The sequence below is a fragment of the Vibrio sp. SCSIO 43140 genome (assembly GCF_023716585.1).
Lineage (GTDB): Bacteria > Pseudomonadota > Gammaproteobacteria > Enterobacterales > Vibrionaceae > Vibrio > Vibrio maritimus_B.
In genome coordinates, this window is the sequence record NZ_CP071850.1 from 3,633,911 (window position 1) to 3,652,860 (window position 18,950).

At 43.4% G+C, this 18,950-nt stretch carries 19 protein-coding genes; 5 read left to right on the plus strand and 14 right to left on the minus strand.

What is annotated here, in order from left to right; all coding sequences use genetic code 11:
- Positions 1–42 precede the first annotated feature (42 nt).
- The 3 genes from J4N45_RS17295 (at position 43) to hslU (ending at position 3,019) form a co-directional block, all read left to right on the plus strand.
- Positions 43–588 carry an SPOR domain-containing protein gene (locus J4N45_RS17295; RefSeq protein ID WP_252012693.1) on the plus strand — a complete coding sequence of 182 codons (546 nt, stop codon included), beginning with the start codon at positions 43–45 and terminating at the stop codon, positions 586–588.
- A gap of 340 nt (positions 589–928) precedes the next feature.
- Positions 929–1,471, plus strand: a complete 543-nt coding sequence (hslV, locus tag J4N45_RS17300) for an ATP-dependent protease subunit HslV (RefSeq protein WP_252012694.1) — start codon at positions 929–931, stop codon at positions 1,469–1,471.
- A 213-nt stretch (positions 1,472–1,684) separates the two neighbouring features.
- Entirely contained in the window at positions 1,685–3,019 is a 1,335-nt protein-coding gene (hslU, locus tag J4N45_RS17305) for an ATP-dependent protease ATPase subunit HslU (RefSeq protein WP_252012695.1), read from the plus strand.
- A 717-nt stretch (positions 3,020–3,736) separates the two neighbouring features.
- Here hslU and J4N45_RS17310 read toward each other — a convergent pair.
- A complete protein-coding gene (locus J4N45_RS17310; protein ID WP_252012696.1) occupies positions 3,737–4,027 on the minus strand; it encodes a GIY-YIG nuclease family protein in 291 nt (96 codons plus the stop codon).
- A gap of 195 nt (positions 4,028–4,222) precedes the next feature.
- Here J4N45_RS17310 and J4N45_RS17315 point away from each other — a divergent pair, with 195 nt between their 5' ends.
- Positions 4,223–5,140, plus strand: coding sequence for a 1,4-dihydroxy-2-naphthoate polyprenyltransferase (locus J4N45_RS17315; protein ID WP_252012698.1), 918 nt, complete (start codon positions 4,223–4,225; stop codon positions 5,138–5,140).
- A gap of 79 nt (positions 5,141–5,219) precedes the next feature.
- Positions 5,220–5,735 (plus strand): ribonuclease E activity regulator RraA, encoded by a 516-nt coding sequence (rraA, locus tag J4N45_RS17320; protein ID WP_234495051.1) that lies wholly within the window; start codon positions 5,220–5,222, stop codon positions 5,733–5,735.
- A gap of 110 nt (positions 5,736–5,845) precedes the next feature.
- On the opposite strand, the gene J4N45_RS17325 is transcribed toward rraA, so the two are convergent.
- The 13 genes from J4N45_RS17325 to hisH form a co-directional block, all read right to left on the minus strand.
- The gene (locus tag J4N45_RS17325; protein ID WP_252012699.1) at positions 5,846–7,012 is read right to left on the minus strand and encodes a nucleotide sugar dehydrogenase; all 1,167 of its coding nucleotides are present in this window, start codon (positions 7,010–7,012) and stop codon (positions 5,846–5,848) included.
- 20 nt (positions 7,013–7,032) lie between these two features.
- Positions 7,033–8,937, minus strand: coding sequence for a polysaccharide biosynthesis protein (locus J4N45_RS17330; protein WP_286036891.1), 1,905 nt, complete (start codon positions 8,935–8,937; stop codon positions 7,033–7,035).
- 27 nt (positions 8,938–8,964) lie between these two features.
- Complete coding sequence (locus J4N45_RS17335; RefSeq protein WP_252012700.1) at positions 8,965–9,519, minus strand: sugar transferase; 555 nt, start codon at positions 9,517–9,519, stop codon at positions 8,965–8,967.
- Between the two features lie 17 nt (positions 9,520–9,536).
- Positions 9,537–10,469, minus strand: coding sequence for a UDP-glucose 4-epimerase family protein (locus J4N45_RS17340; protein WP_252012704.1), 933 nt, complete (start codon positions 10,467–10,469; stop codon positions 9,537–9,539).
- Positions 10,466–11,224: a glycosyltransferase family protein gene (locus tag J4N45_RS17345; RefSeq protein WP_252012715.1), complete on the minus strand. Its 759-nt coding sequence runs from the start codon at positions 11,222–11,224 to the stop codon at positions 10,466–10,468. The genes J4N45_RS17340 and J4N45_RS17345 overlap by 4 nt, the downstream gene beginning before the upstream one ends.
- A 13-nt stretch (positions 11,225–11,237) precedes the next feature.
- Entirely contained in the window at positions 11,238–12,287 is a 1,050-nt protein-coding gene (locus tag J4N45_RS17350) for a glycosyltransferase family 4 protein (RefSeq protein WP_252012717.1), read from the minus strand.
- Positions 12,288–12,303: 16 nt separating this feature from the next.
- Complete coding sequence (locus J4N45_RS17355) at positions 12,304–13,389, minus strand: glycosyltransferase (RefSeq protein WP_252012720.1); 1,086 nt, start codon at positions 13,387–13,389, stop codon at positions 12,304–12,306.
- Positions 13,390–13,394: 5 nt separating this feature from the next.
- Positions 13,395–14,387: an NAD-dependent epimerase gene (locus J4N45_RS17360; RefSeq protein ID WP_252012722.1), complete on the minus strand. Its 993-nt coding sequence runs from the start codon at positions 14,385–14,387 to the stop codon at positions 13,395–13,397.
- A gap of 133 nt (positions 14,388–14,520) precedes the next feature.
- The gene (locus tag J4N45_RS17365; RefSeq protein ID WP_252012724.1) at positions 14,521–15,066 is read right to left on the minus strand and encodes an acyltransferase; all 546 of its coding nucleotides are present in this window, start codon (positions 15,064–15,066) and stop codon (positions 14,521–14,523) included.
- Positions 15,066–16,196: an N-acetyl sugar amidotransferase gene (locus tag J4N45_RS17370; protein WP_252012726.1), complete on the minus strand. Its 1,131-nt coding sequence runs from the start codon at positions 16,194–16,196 to the stop codon at positions 15,066–15,068. The genes J4N45_RS17365 and J4N45_RS17370 overlap by 1 nt, the downstream gene beginning before the upstream one ends.
- Positions 16,197–16,199: 3 nt before the next feature.
- Positions 16,200–17,471 (minus strand): N-acetyl sugar amidotransferase, encoded by a 1,272-nt coding sequence (locus J4N45_RS17375; RefSeq protein ID WP_252012728.1) that lies wholly within the window; start codon positions 17,469–17,471, stop codon positions 16,200–16,202.
- 12 nt (positions 17,472–17,483) lie between these two features.
- Complete coding sequence (locus tag J4N45_RS17380) at positions 17,484–18,293, minus strand: HisA/HisF-related TIM barrel protein (protein ID WP_252012730.1); 810 nt, start codon at positions 18,291–18,293, stop codon at positions 17,484–17,486.
- Positions 18,286–18,930: an imidazole glycerol phosphate synthase subunit HisH gene (gene hisH, locus J4N45_RS17385; protein WP_252012732.1), complete on the minus strand. Its 645-nt coding sequence runs from the start codon at positions 18,928–18,930 to the stop codon at positions 18,286–18,288. The genes J4N45_RS17380 and hisH overlap by 8 nt, the downstream gene beginning before the upstream one ends.
- Between the last annotated feature and the right edge of the window lie 20 nt (positions 18,931–18,950).

Below are 18,950 nucleotides of genomic sequence, written 5' to 3' on the forward strand. Positions count from 1 at the left end.
TACCATGAGGTCAGTAAGTTATTTCAATCAGAACCTATCTAAGTGGCAAACCGAGACTATGTAAGACGGGGCAAAGGCACCAGCCGCCGACCTGCAAAAAAGAAGACTTCCGGTAAAAAACCGTGGCGCAGTGGTCTGCTGGCAATTATCTTAGCCGGCGCGTTTGGCTACGGGCTTTACATACTCAGTAATGACCCAGAGCCGCCGAAGCCACAACCTACTGTCACAAAGCCAGCTAAGCCGAAACCAAAACCCGCTAAGCCGATTCCACCGCCTCCAGAAGAGAAGTGGGACTACGTAGAAACGCTGCCAAAGCGCGAGGTTGAGGTTCAAGCGAAAGAGCAAGTGGTCTCTAAGATCCCATACATCATGCAGTGTGGCGCTTACAAAACCTTGGCTCAAGCCGAAGCTCGTAAGCTCGATATCGCCTTCCAGGGCATCTCTAGCCAGATCCGCAAAAAAGAAGGCAGTAGCTGGTTTAGAGTGGTACTAGGCCCTTACAAACTAAAGCGTGATGCCGAGCGTGATAAGCATAAGTTACAGCGCGCTAAGATTGAGCCTTGTGCTATTTGGAAGGAAGCGCAGTAAGCTCCTCCGCGGCTTCGTCATCTTCACGCCCACTCCTCATCTTCACACCGACTCCGTCATCTTCACGGAAGTGAAGATCTCCTGAAGCGCTTGACTCACTCAAATCAATCGAGTTTGCTAAGCGCTGTGGGAGATCTCCTTTTTCAAGGAGATGACGATATACTGTGATAATACTTTTTGCTTCTTGTAGAGGCTATTTTTCTCGCCCCCTAAGTCAAACACTTCCCTAGGGCCTAGAACCTTCTTTTCCCCAGTCCCCCTCTTCCCTCCCTTGAATTCCATTCCTCGCGTCCACATATCCATTCCATAACCGAATTAAAACCAATAAGAGGCAAACGTCGTGACTACTATTGTATCTGTACGCCGTAATAACAAAGTCGTGATCGCTGGTGATGGACAAGTATCCCTTGGCAACACAGTAATGAAAGGGAATGCCCGTAAGGTTCGTAGACTCTACAACAACCAAGTATTAGCAGGCTTCGCTGGCGGTACCGCTGACGCGTTTACTCTATTTGAGCGCTTTGAAAGCAAACTGCAAATGCACCAAGGTCACCTGACCAAAGCCGCGGTTGAGCTTGCTAAAGACTGGCGCAGCGACCGTGCACTTCGTAAGCTAGAAGCACTATTGGCAGTCGCGGATGAAACCGCTTCGCTTATCATCACAGGTAACGGTGATGTAGTGCAGCCAGAGAACGACCTAATCGCGATTGGCTCTGGTGGTAACTTTGCACAAGCCGCTGCGACAGCACTACTAGAAAACACAGAGCTCGATGCACGTGAAATTGCAGAGAAAGCCCTAAAGATTGCTGGTGATATTTGTGTCTTCACTAACCATCACCACACGATTGAAGAACTAGATAGCGACGCTTCAGAAAACAAGTAACGTCGACTAAAAATAGAATTTCTCAGGCTGCTGACGAAGTACGTCATCCCTACATAAGCGGGGATCTGTTGTTAGCAAGCACCAAGCCTTTGAGTAGATTCCTGTCTTCACAGGAATGACGTGCTTTTAAGCATGACACTGAAACTAACTAGGTCATGAGTCGAATTTCAAACTGACGAGCTTTAAAGTCAGAAGTTTTGTAAGGAATTGATTATGTCTGAGATGACTCCTCGCGAGATTGTTCATGAGTTAAACCGCCACATCATTGGCCAAGACAAAGCAAAGCGCTCTGTGGCTATCGCCCTGCGTAACCGCTGGCGTCGTATGCAGCTTGAAGAGAGCTTGCGTGTAGAGGTATCACCAAAGAATATCCTAATGATCGGTCCAACAGGTGTGGGTAAAACCGAGATTGCACGCCGTCTGGCGAAACTTGCCAATGCACCGTTTATCAAGGTAGAGGCGACCAAATTCACTGAAGTGGGTTACGTGGGTAAAGAAGTCGAGACCATCATCCGCGATCTTACCGATGTGGCGATCAAGATGACCCACCAGCAAGCGATGGAAAAAGTAAAATTCCGTGCGGAAGAGCAAGCAGAAGAGCGCATCCTTGATGCTCTATTGCCACCAGCGCGTGATGCTTGGGGTCAAAACGAGCAACCTGAGGAAACTTCATCAAATACACGCCAGATCTTCCGCAAGAAACTGCGTGAAGGCAAGCTAGACGACAAAGAGATCGACATCGAGACTGCAGCACCACAGATGGGTGTGGAAATCATGTCTCCTCCTGGCATGGAAGAGATGACCAATCAGCTACAAAGCATGTTCCAAAACCTTGGTGGCGACACTAAGAAGAAGCGCAAACTAAAGATTAAAGAAGCTTTCAAAGCACTGACGGAAGAAGAAGCAGCGAAACTGGTTAACCAAGAAGAGCTGAAAGAACAAGCGATCTACAACGTTGAGAACAACGGCATCGTGTTTATCGATGAGATCGACAAAATCTGTAAGCGCGGCGAAGCGTCTGGTCCTGACGTATCTCGTGAAGGTGTACAACGTGACCTACTCCCTCTAATCGAGGGCAGCACGGTTTCTACCAAACACGGCATGGTAAAAACAGACCACATTCTGTTTATCACGTCAGGTGCATTCCAAGTGGCTAAACCATCGGATCTTATTCCTGAGCTTCAAGGCCGTCTACCTATCCGTGTTGAACTAGAAGCACTAAGCAGCGATGACTTCAAACGCATCCTAACTGAGCCAAAAGCGTCGCTAACTGAGCAGTACATTGCCCTGATGAAGACCGAAGAAGTGGACGTAGAGTTCACAACCGATGGCATCCAACAGATCGCAGATGCAGCATGGACAGTTAACGAAACCACCGAGAACATCGGTGCCCGACGTCTACATACCGTTATGGAACGCCTAATGGATGAGATTTCATTTGAAGCAACAGACAAGCCTGGTTCTAAGCTGGTGATCGACTCTGGCTATGTGAAGTCTAAGCTTGGTGAGTTTGTGGAAGATGAGGATTTGAGCCGCTTTATTTTGTAGTAGTTCACAGACTTACTTCAAACGGCGCTTTGTTTAAGCGCCGTTTTTATTCGAGTACAAAGGCTGAAATTCATCCTAAACTCTAGCTCTAGCTCTAGCTCTAGCTCTAGCTCTAGCCAATTATTGCTGTCTTACCACCACTACTCTTCATTTACCAAACTTCCGTCCCCCCTTGAAAAAGGGATCTTTTGAAGCGCGTACCGTCTATGCCATGTACGCAGAACCCTGTCATCAGAGTACTTTAGGATCGAGTCACTATCGTGTTAGTCACGCGCGTCGGGAGATCTTCACTTTCGTGAAGATGACGTAGGTGGGGAAGATGATGAGAAAGGCGGAGGTGACGAGGATGATGAAGATTGCGAGGTAGCTGATTATAGTGATGGTCGTGAAATCGGCGATTAAAGTTCGGGTGACGGACTACGAAAATAAAAGTTCGTGGAACTTATAATATAGATAATGAAAAAATAGGTCGTCATCCCCTTGAAAAAGGGGATCTTTTACAGCGCGCACCGTCTATGCCGTGTGCGCGGAACCCTGTCATTACCTTACTTTAGGGTCGAGTCACTATCGTGTCAGTCACGCGCATCGGGAGATCTTCACTTTCGTGAAGACGACGTAGGTAGGGAGTATGGCGTAGGTAGGAAATATGATGAGGGTGACGGGATATGAAGATAACAAGAATAGTGAAGATAACGAAAGTGGTGGAATTGACAACGATTACCACAGCTCTGTTGTCAAATCTCGCCAATAGGGATTGTTACTCGTCACTAATTCGTTTTTCCATTCTCGATTCCAATGTTTAAGCTGCTTTTCGCGTGCTATGGCATCTTCCATTGAATCAAAGAGTTCGTAGTGAACCAACAAACTGACATTGTACTTTTTAACAAATCCATCCGTCACGCCATGCCTGTGCTTCCACATACGTTGCTGTAAGTTTGAAGTGACTCCAATATAAATAACGCCGCGACCCTTTGAAGTGGTAATGTAGACGCATGGTTGCTTTGTCATACTAAATCCTTTTTTTCCTTTTGATTGGGTTAAAACACATCCATGCTAAAGTGTTTCTGGAATTAGATTTACGGCGCACTTCACGCCTTTCCCAATATCATACTAATCTCATACTACGACCTTATAATTCATGCGTGTTTAGCCTGTTCTGCTTTTCCCGTATACTAAAACAAACTGTTAAATTAAAAATCGCACATGAACTCATCTTTTCGAATCTGGTTAGACGCCGCCAGACCTAAAACGCTTCCACTTGCGCTGGTATCGATTGTGACAGGTAGCGCCCTCGCCTTCTCCAAAGGAGAGATGTCATGGAGTGTTGCAGTCCTCGCCCTACTCACGGCTACCTTGCTGCAAATCTTGTCCAACCTCGCTAACGATTATGGTGATGCGGTAAAAGGCACCGACAACGAAAACCGTCTCGGTCCAATGCGCGCGATTCAGTCTGGTGAAGTCACGCAGCAAGACATGAAAAAAGCGATTATTTTGAATGTGGTACTAACGATAGCCTCCGGTCTGTTTTTGGTATTGCATGCCCTTGAGTCACTGGAGAACATTCTCGCCTTTATTGGGCTGGGCGTGTTAGCTATCGCTGCGGCTATTGCATACACAGTGGGTAACAAGCCCTATGGCTACGTTGGTCTTGGCGATATCTCAGTCTTTATCTTCTTCGGTTTACTGGGCGTCTCTGGTACCTACTTCTTGCACACTGGACACCTCGATACCCTATTGTTCTTGCCGGCAATTGGCTGCGGACTGCTGGCGGTTGCGGTTCTCAACGTCAACAACATGCGTGATATCGAAAATGACAGCGCGTGTGGCAAACGCACCGTCGCCGTTCGACTAGGCGAACACAAAGCGAAGCTGTATCACTTTATTCTGCTCATGGCCGCGGTTGCGGCTTTTGCTATTTACCTATCGGTTCAGCAATCACCGCTTTGGATTAGCCTGCCATTTGTGCTCAGTCTCGTGGTCGTTCTCAAGCACGGCAAAGCCGTATGGCAAACAACGCAGCCAGCACAAATCGCCCCTATGATGCCTATCGTGGTGAAGTGCTCACTGGTCACTAATATCCTGTTTTCTGGAGTGGTTATAGCTCAAACTCTGATCACTTAATTGAGCCTTGTCATTGCATTGACCTATTCACCCGATATACTCGATTTATACTTTTTGTAAACTGCATAGAAGAGTCGCCATGGAATACAGTACTTCAGCCCTATGTGATATCTACTTAGATCAAGTAGACGTTGTTGAACCAATGTTTAGTAACTTTGGCGGCAGAGCCTCGTTTGCAGGTCAAATTACCTCAGTAAAATGTTTTGAAGACAACGGGGTCATTCGAGAGATGCTAGAGCAAGATGGCGTGGGTCGCGTCTTGCTGATTGACGGTGGTGGTTCGCTACGAAAGGCGCTGATTGACGCTGAGATAGCCCAGCTTGCGGAAGACAACGAATGGGAAGGCATTGTAGTTTACGGCTGCGTACGCGAAGTAGACGAGCTCGAAGATATGAATTTGGGTATCCAAGCGCTCGCCTCTATTCCTGTTGGCGCCGCTCAGTCTGATGTTGGTGAAGTCGATGTGCCAGTGAACTTTGGTGGCGTGACCTTCCTACCAGAAGACTATGTGTATGCCGACAATACGGGCATCATCTTATCTCAAGAGCCTCTGGATGTGAGTTTCGATGAAGAGTCTGATGAGGTCGAAGAGTAATCAATCTCAGCCTCGCATCGAGCAACAACTTGTTGAAATTAATAAAAAAAACGGGAGCCAATTGGCTCCCGTTTTTACATTAACTGTTTCTGCTATTAAGCCAGCAAAGATTAGTCATTACCGAACAAGTCTCGCGTGTAAACCTTCTCAGCTACGTCTTCGAGTTCAGGCAACATACGGTTTGAGATAATCAAATCCGCTTCCTGTTTAAACGCATCCACATCGCGAATCACGCGTGAATGGAAGAAGTGATCTTCTTTCAATACGGGCTCATACACAATCACTTCGATGCCTTTCGCTTTCAGGCGCTTCATGATGCCCTGAATGCTCGAAGCACGGAAGTTATCAGAGCCAGACTTCATGATAAGGCGGTAAACACCTACAACTTTCGGCCCACGCTTCATGATTGACTCCGCAATGAAGTCTTTACGGGTACGGTTAGCATCTACAATCGCACCAATAATATTGTTCGGCACTTCATCATAGTTGGCTAGAAGCTGCTTTGTATCTTTCGGTAGGCAGTAGCCGCCATAACCAAACGAAGGGTTACAGTAGTGACCACCAATTCGTGGGTCAAGCGCGACACCTTCGATGATTTGGCGCGTATCCAGACCCAAGGCTTCAGCATAAGAGTCCAACTCATTAAAGTAAGCCACACGCATCGCTAGATAAGTGTTTGAGAATAGCTTCACTGCCTCTGCCTCTGTCGAGTCAGTAAACAGCACATCAATATCTTCTTTCTGCGCACCTTCAATCAGCAAGTCTGCGAACACCTTAGCACGCTCACTGCGCTCACCAATAATGATGCGAGAAGGATTTAGGTTGTCGTAAAGCGCACTGCCTTCACGTAGAAACTCCGGTGAGAAAAAGATGTTCTCAGAGCCTACTTCTTCACTTACTCGATTGGTGTAACCAACAGGAACCGTAGATTTAATGACAATCACTGCATCTGGGTTTACTGCGATAACGTCGTTAATGACCGCCTCTACTGAGCCTGTATTGAAGTAGTTAGTCTTGGGGTCATAGTCTGTTGGTGTCGCCACAATCACGTAATCCGCACCAGAATAAGCTAATTCCTTATCTAACGTTGCTGTAAAGTTTAGATCATCACGCTTAAGAAACACCTCTATTTCGGTATCCACAATTGGTGATTGCCTATTACAAAGCATGCCTACTTTATCTGCATCAATATCTACTGCTACTACCTCATGATTCTGAGCCAGCAGCATTGCATTTGATAGGCCAACGTAGCCGGTTCCAGCAACTGCTATTTTCATAGTTTCTTCTTACTAATTTATTAATAATTCTGTTCGTGAGATTGAACCCATACAAGGTCACGAATTCCATCCGTTGGTACAAAGCCAGTCGGTGCTTCAAGCATCAGTTTACGCAATCTCGGTTGATCATAATCTTGTGCTGCTTGTTGTAAATCGTCAAGTAACTCATCGTACGTATGCTGATCTATCGAGACTTCCTGAGCTGTCATGATGCGATCGTGAGATGTTTCCGAGACATTATCTCCGATGAGTAATTCTTCAAACAATTTCTCACCAGGTCTCAGTCCTGTGTAGAGGATTTCAATATCACCATCTGGGTTACTATTGTCTTTAACTTCCAAACCTGACAAATGTATTAGGTTTTTTGCAAGCTCCGCGATACGGACTGGCTCACCCATATCCAAAACAAACACGTCTCCACCTTTACCCATAGCGCCTGCCTGGATAACAAGCTGAGCGGCTTCCGGGATAGTCATAAAGTAACGAATTATATCTTTGTGAGTTACCGTCACAGGACCACCTTTGGCGATTTGAGCCTTAAACAAAGGGATCACCGAGCCTGAAGAGCCAAGCACATTACCAAAACGTACCATAGAAAACAGGGTATTGTGTTCTTGTTGGTACCCTTTGGCCAATGCTTGTAGTCCGAGTTCAGCTAAGCGCTTAGTTGTCCCCATAACGTTAGTTGGACGGACTGCTTTATCTGTCGAGATCAATACGAAGGACGACACATTAGCTTCAATCGCAGCACATGCGGCACGATAAGTACCCAACACATTATTTTGCATACCTTCAACGACATTGAACTCAACCATAGGAACATGTTTATAAGCAGCAGCATGGTACACTGTATCAACTCGGTAGGCTTTCATAGTCTGTTGAAGTCGCTCTTGATTCTGAACGTTGCCCAGAATCGGTATCAAGGAAAGATCTGGAAACACTTGACGCAGTTCTCTATCGATTCGATACAACGAATATTCTGATGCTTCAAACAGTATTAGGCAAGTTGGTTGATGCTTAATGATTTGACGACACAACTCAGAGCCAATAGAACCTCCAGCTCCTGTAACCATCACCGCTTTACCCTTGATATTTTTTTCGAGCAAGCTCTGATCAGGAGCTACCTGATCGCGACCAAGTAAGTCCTCAATCGCAACCTCTTTGAGTTGATCAATCTTCAGTTCTCCACTGACAATATCACTCAAGTTAGGGATGGTCATCACTTCTACTGGATAATCGGAGAGTAATTCAATGACTGATTTTCGCTCACTGCGCGACGCCGATGGCATCGCAAGTAACACCTTTTCGACTTTGTGCTTGTCGATAAGTCTCGCTAGGTATTTACGACGAAACACTGTGATGCCTTGGATCGTTGTTTTATGCATCTTACGGTTATCATCGATAAATGCTACGACGCGATACTCATCGCTTTGAGAAACAACATTATAGAGCTGTCGCCCTGCTTTACCTGCACCATAAATGAGTACAGGAATACGCCCTTTCACCAACAAGTCAGCCACTAAAAAACGTACTAACAATCGCGCTCCACCGCACATCGAAACCAAAAACGTGGCATATATAACCGGAACCGAGCGAGGGAGAAACATTTGAAAATAGTGAGAAAACAGAACGATAGATAGGCCCGATAGCGCAGCACCAAACGCGACGGTAACGACTGCTTGTAGGCTCAAATAACGCAATACCGCTCGATACAGCCCAGTATTCGTGAAGATAACCAAGGTAACCAATGTCACCGCTGTGAGGACATACCAATAGTCCGGATCGACCCAGTACTTCGCGATGGACCCCATACGTGAGTAAAATGCGCCCCAAAATGCCACAAAGATGAAAATAATATCGATAACAACACTGACTAGCCTCTTAGCTGGCCTTGGCATTGTCCAAATAGGATTCAGAGAGAGCACAAACTAACCCCTGCGAAGAATAGAAACTTAAGATTTAGACACGCGATCTCCTGCGCCCTTACCGGTTGCAGTGGCAATAATATAACGGAAATACAACGTTAGATTTAAAGTATCTAGCATCTTTTTATCCGTTTTGGCGAGAAGTTCTGGTGTCGACATATCGATGTTGCTCACCTGGGCTAAACCAGTGATACCAGGTAACACATCGTATACGCCCAACTTATCACGTTCTGCAATTAGCTCTGTTTGATTAAACAGATTAGGGCGAGGGCCCACAATACTCATCTCACCCTTCACAACATTAATAAGTTGAGGTAGCTCATCGATTTTGGTCTTGCGCAAAAATGTCCCCATTTTCGTGATCGAAGCACGACTTGCCAGATGACTTGCGACATGAGCAGTGTCTTTACTCATAGTGCGGAACTTCACCAACTTAAATGGTTTCTTATTTTTTCCAACTCTCTCTTGGATAAAAATTGGAGAACCAGTGTCGAAATAGCCAACGATCGTCACAATCAATAAAATCGGGAAGGTGACTATCAACCCTATAGCGGCTAGCAAAAAATCTAAAACTCGTAACATTACTTTATCGCCCCAGCCTAATTCGACTCTTTAATCATACGCAGCAAACTTTCTCTCAGCGAATATGGTGGCGTCCAGCCAAGTAAACTGCTATTTTTTTGAATATCTATTCGCAGTGACCCGAGCAAACGGTCAACGACATCACTTTTCCCAAGAACTTTACCAGCAATGATAAAGAGAGCTTCAGGGATAGGCAATAGAATAGCGCGTTTTCCTTGTACTTCGCTAAGTAACTGAATCAAATGCTTAGTAGAAACATCGTCATCATCAGAGACTAAAAATGCTTGATTAGCGGCTTGAGGGTGAGTAATGCATGTGTCGATAAAATCAACCATATTGTAGGTAGACACCATACTTCTGTCGTTTTTATTGATACACCCAAATGGCAGAGGTAGACCTTTGTTTGCCAATCGACTTAATGCTGCAAAATTAGCTTTGACATTAGGCCCATAGATTAGTGGTGGCCTGACAATGACGATTTCCATCCCCAACTCATCAGATACGTTAAGCAGTTCTTGCTCAGCCTCTAGTTTAGAGCGAGCATAATCATCCTGAGGAGACGCGATGTCATCTGCACAGAAAGGCTTTTCCTCAGTAAACTCTCCGTGGACCTTAATTGAGCTTACATAAATGAATCGCTTTACTCCTTGCTTTGCCGCTAATCTCGCGAGTTGAGCAGTGGGCTCTACATTGATCTTTCGATACTCTGCTAGTGGTTCAGTCGAAGAGTCATTCATCATATGTACACGGGCAGCACAATGAATGACCACGTCTATGTCTTCTAAATCCAAGTTGCCTTCATCAAGATCCTCTAGACTGCCCTTAACAAATCTAGAACAGCTGCCTTTGGGAGGAGTACGTCCAAAGCAGACCATTTGATACTTGTTTGAAAGCGTTCGATTGATCTGGCTTCCTAAAAAGCCATTCGCTCCAGTGAGAAAAATTTTCATCGATTACTTCCAATCAAAAACTTAAGTAGACTTCCCAAATACCAATAGAAGTGTTTTGAAAATAGATTCCGATTGCGGTAAGCCCCTTCATGAACCGCGTATACTTCGCTAAGATATTTTACGCTGGTATCAAAATCACGCTGAGCCCTGAAGCAAATATCAACATCCTCGTAGTACATAAAGAAACGCACATCAAAACCTTGCAACTTAGCATAAAGATCTGAAGAAAAGACTAAAAAAGCCCCAGACGCCCACTCTACTTCAGCCAAGTTAGTCAAGGACTCTTTGCTGTAACTTTTGGTTACGGGCTTTCTGGCAAATAGATTCATCAAGCTATTAATATTGGGAAAGTACCTTAGTGAATCTTCAGACACAGTGTATTCTTCATCTTTAAAAAGATTCACCGTGAATATACTGCCATTCTGCTTTTTTAACAGCGTAGTCATACGTTCAAACTGCTGACACTCAATAATAACGTCAGGATTAATGACCAAGAACCAACCATCATGACTAATACCATGCTGTTGAGCCCAAGAAAAGTTATAGTTATTGTTATGTCCAAAGCCCATGACTTCAGGCGTTGAAAGATAAACAAACCCTTTTTCGTGGCAATATTCCTTTAAAACTTCACTTGATAAGTTATCTTTAATAATTATCGTAACATCAGGAAGTGCTGATATCTCAGTCCAGTTTTCATTTTGCATGATGAGTTCATCATGTCCATGACTGACAATTGAAACAAAGTAACCGCTCATAAATTGCCTTATTTTAATGCTTTTTAGTTAAAGCTTCGAAAAGATGAGAATACTTTTTAGCCATAGATGTAGCAGTAAAGTCTTGGCAATAACGTTTATAAATATTTTTAGAGAGTGTCTGAGACTCGTGTAAAGCACCATGTATCGCATTCACCAATGAATCTATATCGTCCATTTTAAATATTTTCACTTCATTAGATGAAAATACTTCAAGAACGACGTCCATATCCGAAACAACAATCGCTTTTGATTGGGCTGCAGCCTCGATAAGTGCTAAAGGAAAACCCTCACCTCTAGATGGTAATACAAAAATATCCAGTTCACCTAAAAAGGAAGCGGTATCATCAATAAAGCCTCTAAACACAACCCTATCTTCAACTCCCATTTCTCGACAAAGAGTCATTAGCGAGTCTTTTTCAGGACCATCACCTGCTATATGGAACTCATAATCAGGTAAATGAGCCAACGCATTAACAACTTGCTCTAACCCTTTTCTCTTTGTCAATAAGCAAGCGACTCCTAGTTTATACCGCTGATCACTGACTTTCTTTTTGGGCACTTTTTCAGCCGAGTCAAATGTTCTACCATTATAAATAAAGGAGTGATTACGATTGAAAAAAAACGGGAAATAGAACCTTCGCATAGAGTCAGAAAGGAACACAATATGGTTATGCCAACTTAAACATACTCTCCAAACTAAACTATATAAAAATGCCTTGGTCTTACTATCATAATCATAGCGAAGGTTAACCATGTCTTTTTGGTGTAATGTGGTGACTGTTTTTGTCCCCTTCATTCGACCGATCAGTTTATGAAAAAAAACAAATATATCAGGTTTCATCATGTGTGAATGAACAACATCAAAACTGGAAAAGTCGACTTTTTCAAAAAAGCCAATTTTCTCTGTTTCAACAGGGAATGACAGTTCATTACTGCTACTTCGAAAATAGAAAACCTTTATTTGAATGTCAGTATGAAGCTCCAAGAGTCCAGTAATAATGTCTAAAGCCACTAGATTAGGGCCTTTTTTTTCTAGCGATGGTAAGATGACTCCGTACTTCATTACTTTTTAATACCACTTAAAATTTATTGAGCACTTCTTCATATTCATGAACAACTCTCTCTATTGAAAACTTGTCAGAAGAATTCTTTACTTCGCGTATGTCCCATTGTTTCTCTAAACCCAGTCTTAGAGATTCAGCCAAAGCCATCACATTTGTCTTGTAAGATAAGAAACCATTCACACCACCCTCAACTATCTCACTTGGACCGCTTGTACAATCGACAGATACTACTGGAACACCGTGAGATATGGACTCCACTAGGACATTAGGAAAGCCTTCATAGTCCGAGCTAAGAAGGGTAATAGTACCGGGTTTGTATACAGAGCTAAGATCACTAACGAAACCAGGAAAAGTAACATGATCTTGAAGTCCCAATCTATTCACAAGGTCAACTAGGCGATTCTTCAAGCTTCCTTCGCCATATATCGATAGATGAATGGCTGGGTTTACCTTGTGGCAAAAATAAAAGCTGATGATAGCCCTATCAAATCTCTTCTGTTTTTCCAACCTACCGATGCAAACAACTTCGTTGACTCGCTGACTTCGACAATCATCCAAGCTAACACTTAAGCAAGGATTATTAATTACTTTAACTCGTTCACTATCGACATTTAGAACATTGACCATATCATCTTTCATAGCGAAAGACTGAGCTATGAAGTAATCTGAATAAACATATATATTCCTCAAAAGCCAACGATACAAATAGCCATATATAAGATGATTAGAAGCAAAAACTGATTGAGATAGAAAGTTAATATTTCTAGAAACGACCTTGAAGTTGTACTTCTTACTCAACAACTTCCTAGCAGCGATACACATCACGCTTAATTCATGACTGAAGGTCAAAAATATCTGAGGCTTCACCGTTTTAATATAGTTCTTTAATGAATTCAGCGATAGCTTCACCGAACCAACATCTAAACTGCGCAGACGAACTTTTGGCGAAACCTCATTAAGACGCTTCTTGTCTGCAAGATTCAACACCAGTAGGTCAATATCATATCCCTGATGCGCCAATTGATTAGCGATTTTTACGCATACACCTTCAGCGCCACCGCCATGTAATCCACTTACAAACAAGACAATTTTTTTACTCATCGCGACTATTTGTAGAACTCTTTATACCAATCAACAAACTTAGGAACGCCCTCTTCAATCCCTACCTTAGGCGCATAATTCACCGCTTGCTTTAGAGACGTTGTATCTGCCCAGGTAGCAGGCACGTCACCATCTTGCATAGGCATAAAGTTCTTTTTAGCTTCAATCCCTAGAGCGCTCTCTAAAGTGCTAATAAAATCCATTAGTTTAATCGGCGAACCATTACCGATGTTATAAATAGAATAAGGTGCAGAGCTTTCGTTAGGTAGTATTTTTGAACCACCTGGCTCTGGTATAATATCTTTAACTTTAAGGATTCCTTCAACGATATCGTCGATGTAAGTAAAGTCGCGCATCATGTCACCATGGTTATACACATCAATAGCCTTACCTTCGATAATAGCCTTCGCAAACTTGTAAGGAGCCATATCTGGACGTCCCCAAGGACCATAAACCGTAAAGAATCTTAAACCAGTTGTTGGTATTTGATAGAGGTGCGAGTAGGTATGAGAAATAAGTTCATTGGCTCTTTTCGTTGCAGCATACAGGGAGACAGGGTGATCAACCGCATCACGCTCAGTAAAGGGTTGCTTCTCATTCATACCATAGACGGAACTACTAGAGGCATATATCAAATGCTCAACATTATTGTGGCGACACCCTTCAAGTATATTTAAGTGCCCTGTTAGGTTTGTATCCGAATATAAGTTTGGGTTATCTAACGAATATCTAACACCAGCTTGCGCACCAAGGTGAATCACTCTATCAAATTGGTTCTGGCTAAAAATGGTAGCAATCAGTTCTCTATCAAAAAGGTCCGCGTGGATAAAGCTAAAGTTACTATATTTTTCCAGCCGCGCTAACCTTGCTTTTTTTAGGTTAACATCATAATAATCATTCAGGTTATCGATACCAATAACCTGCTCACCTTGTTGACAGAGTTTTAGCGCAGTAGCACAACCTATAAAACCGGCAACACCTGTTACTAAATACTTCATTCTACCTCCGAAGCATTATTAATTGAAATTCAGAGCATAACCAATATTTTGGTCAGGTCTGACGGTAGGACGAGATCTTCCCTACTAAGCGGCGCTTGCTTATCAGCTAGCGACCTACGACTTCCGATTCTATTTACTCTATTTTTTTAACAACTCTTGCAGGTACCCCTACCGCTACACAAAAATCAGGGATAGACTTAGTCACTACTGAGCCAGCCCCAATTACACTATTCTTACCAACCGTTACTCCTGGTAAAATGACCGCATTTGCTCCAATCCAGCACCCTGATTTCAGTGTCACTGACTCGGCCTTGTAAAAGCCCTGATAATATATAGGCAAACTAACGTCATCATAAGCATGAGTATCCAAATAAATATGGACTGAAGAGCCGATAAGAACATCATCCTCAATAATGATCTCAGCACCTCCGGGCTCTGGATCGGCATGCAACATGCTACCTGGACGAATAACAACATTTCTCCCTAAAGAAATTTTGTCTGTTGCAACAGCATATGCACCAGCTCGAACAGACGCACCATCGGCAAACACTTTAAATTTTTTATTACATAACCAGTAACCTAATCGTTTGGAGTGTAGCATCCAATGAGTCAATGGCATATCAGGCCCTACTCTATTCGAGTAGAGCCAAAATTTTACTTTGTTGTAGATGGAAAGCACTATTGCTCTCCCTCATTATTTATTTTTTCTAACTTGTACTTTAATTGCCACTGACCATTAACCTTTTCCCAAAGGTCATGATTTCGGAACTTCTCGACTGTTTCCCAAAACTGCTCCTCTGTTATATTGTGAAAGCGCAAGAAATGCTCTAAATCATTACCAGGAAACTCTCCCTGTAAACGATTCACAATATCGACAGCCTCATCTCTTGTCATTCTGTCATTCCAAATATCGTAGCAAGTTTGGTCAGTCGCTCGCCAGAAGCCAAATTTCAAGTACTTGAACCAGATGTTAATTTCACACAGCTTTTCATCAATATTGTCATAATCGAGAAAATTACCTGGTAAAGGACCTGCTCGCCTTCCTGTGAATCCTCGCTCTTTTACGAACTCATAGTTTTGTCGACCATACCAACGTAAGAAATGTCCAAGATAAATACTTTTCACACCAGCGTCTTTAAGCTTCTGATAGTCCGGGTATTTATAGAAGAATATGTCTCTCTCAGAAATATCATTATCGAGCCAGTCATGGATCGTTTTTTCTTTGATTAGGTCACTTTTATCGATGGCAAGTGCAGATGGCTTACTTTCAGCCCTTTGCAAGCCACCAAATTCAAATGCTATATCTTCACCCCAGACGACTAGGGGCACATCATAGATTAATGCTGTATTCACTACACTAGAGAACATTGCACAATGCTCTGCCCAGTTAGGCTCTCCTTGACGTAAAAAACACTTCTGTCTAATTTTGCGAAACACACTTGGCTTGATAGTAATCTTCATATGATCGACATTTAAGTCTTCAATCATACCGTTCAAGTTATCTATGCCTTCAGTTGTGGGGACATGGGCAGCCAGTGTTACACATAGTACTTTCAGACCGTACTCTTCTGCTAAAACGGCCGCTTGATACCAGCTGTCTTTGCCTCCACTGACCGCTACAATACAGTCATAGAATGGGTTATTTTGCGCCTTTATGTCATTGACGATAACATCGAGCTCTTCACGACGTTTCTTCCAGTCGATAGTTTCTTTAATCTCTTTCGTGCGACAAGCATTACAGAAGCCGCGCTCATCAAGTACAATGCCCGGCTTCGTATCTGGCATGACACAATTTGAACAAAATCTCATGACTTACCCTTCTTTCGCTTTGTAGTTTGCTTCATCGATATAAGTGCGACCAAGGAGAATGTATTCATCCTCAAAGCTCTGAGGTTCAAGTAGTTCGGTCTGCTGATATTCTCTCGGATCCTCGACCGCTAGCGCTTGCTCGCTTGGAGCAATATTTACATCCAAGACCGTCTCTTTGAGCTTCCATTTTCCCGATGCCTCTTTTTCCCATACTCTAGGATCACGGAATTTATCGATGTACTGAAAAAACTGTGATTCTGAGATATCAGCCCATTCAAGGAATCGGCCAAGTGCTTTGGGTTTAACCGGTAAGTACTGTCGGATTAACTCTAAACCTTGCTCACGCGTAATACGCTTTAAGCGAATATCACGAGCAACATGATCATTCACTTTTCCATACCCAAACTTCAAATACTTAATGTAATCGTGCACGCTAGCATTGTTAGCGCAAGCAATGGACTCATAAAGATTATAGGTACGCTCTTGCGGACTAGTCTCATAACCGTACTGTTCGATCATGTCTTCGATTTGCTTCTGAGAATCCCACTTCACGTAGTTTCCAACGTACAAGCCACGAACTCGAGATTTTTCGAGCTGCTCATCTGACGGGTAAGTAAATGCCTGTAAGTCTTTCACCGATACTTTTTGACTACTACCAACCAGGTGTTCTGCATCGATACCGCGAAGTGCGTGTTCTTTGCGTACCTTTTTTGTCATTTCTACGCGGTCGTGATGGCTAAACATTCCGACTTGATCCAGCCAACCATTTACACCCCAGATTATTAGTGGGATATCAAGTTTGGTCGCAACCTGAACAGGGAAAGTCTGACTACCTGCGAGGACATGCCAATACATGTCACCCATTTTATCTAGAGTAAGACGTGTGATTTCTTTTACTGTATCTGGCCCCACAGTGGACATCATGTGATCACAATCTAACTCAGTAATCAAGCGAGCAAGGTTGCGAACCCCAACCTTAGTCGAAAAGTGGGTGTTGTACGTTACCAAAAGAGGGTTAAGGCCGTGTTTGTTCTTGATTAAATCAACAACGAAGAAATCATCGCCCGTACCGGTTACTGGAATAACACAATCATAATGCGAACCCGACCTTTCTTTATAGTGGGCAAGTAACTGTTCTAGCTCATTTGCTTTTTTCTGCCAATCGATTTGATATTTTTCTTCGTGTACGCGACAACCACTACAAACCCCCTCATCATCGAGAACAAGATTAAGGGCGTGGTTTCCAGGATATAAACAACGTTTGCAATATTTCATCTATCTATACGCTTAGTATGGTCGACCAAGAAAATCTAGCTCAAAGTTCTCATATTTAACTTCCGAGCTTAATCTCACATTCAAATTCGCACTTCTCATTTGTGCTTTTGCAGCAATGGTACTGTGCTCCATATGCTGGAAAATGTTAGCCGCAGCTAATGCTTGACAACCACCAGCAGTTGCCCCCTCTGCCAGTTGGTCAAACCGGCCAACGCCACCTAACGCTATGACTGGGATAGAGAGACGCTCACTGACGCTGCGAAGCAGCTGTGTATCATAGCCTTCACGGCTACCATCCCTATCAACTGAATTCAGTAGTATTTCACCTGCGCCCAACGACTCTACTTTCATAGCCCACTCGACCACATCAATGTCTAATGCGGATTGCTTTTGATAATCAAAAACTCGATATTCATCCCCATGCTTTATCGCGTCAATTGATACAGTAATGCACTGACTACCGAATAGGGATGATGACTCCGTAATAAAGCCTGGGTTATCTAAGGCCAGTGAATTAATAGCTACCTTGTCTGCTCCAGCTTTCAACAACTGGCGAATATGCTCCAAGCTTTTTATACCGCCACCGACAGTTAATGGGACAAAACACTCTTTTGCTGCCCAGCTCACTAGTTCCACATTTGGTGCTCGTCCATCTTTCGTTGCATCAATATCATTGACAATGATCTCATCAACATCCCAGTTAACAAAAAAATCTATCGCCGTTTTTACATTACCTATTGGTAGATATCTTTTGAAGCCAAAGCTCTGAACCACAAGTTCACCTTTGGTAATGATACACGGGATTAATCGGGTCTTAAGCATCACTCTCACCTTGTTGCTGTGTTTGAGCCCAATCTAGAAAGCTTTTCATTGCAGCTAATCCATTCTTTTGACTTTTTTCAGGATGGAACTGCATACCAAATACGTTACCTTTCTGGACCGATGCCGTCATTTCGACGCCATAGTCAAACGTTGCCAATTTATACTCTTCAGGGCAGTTAACCCACAGACTGTGCACAAAGTAGAAATCTTTGTCTTCACCCAAATAGTCGAATACACTCTGGTTCTTTTTAAGGATCAATGAGTTCCAACCTACATGAGGTACACGTAAGTTCTTTCCCGGTTTCATGTATTCAACTTTCCCTGGAATCCACCCCAGACCTACGGTTAACTCTATCTCTTCCGATGACTCGAACAATAGCTGCATACCTAGGCAAATTCCCAGTACCGGCTTTTTATTGACTGTGGCTTCTGTGGTTAATACATCGAGAAGCTGCTTCTCTCGAAGTTTTTTCATTGCATCAGGAAACGCTCCTACACCCGGCAAAATAATACAATTGGATGCTTTTATCACGTCAGGATCACTGGTGATTCGAATGTCGAAGTCGCCGACATGGTTAATAGCGTTCTCTATAGAACGAACATTGCCCATATCATAATCTATAATTGCTATTTTCATTTTTTTCACTTTCAAGCTTG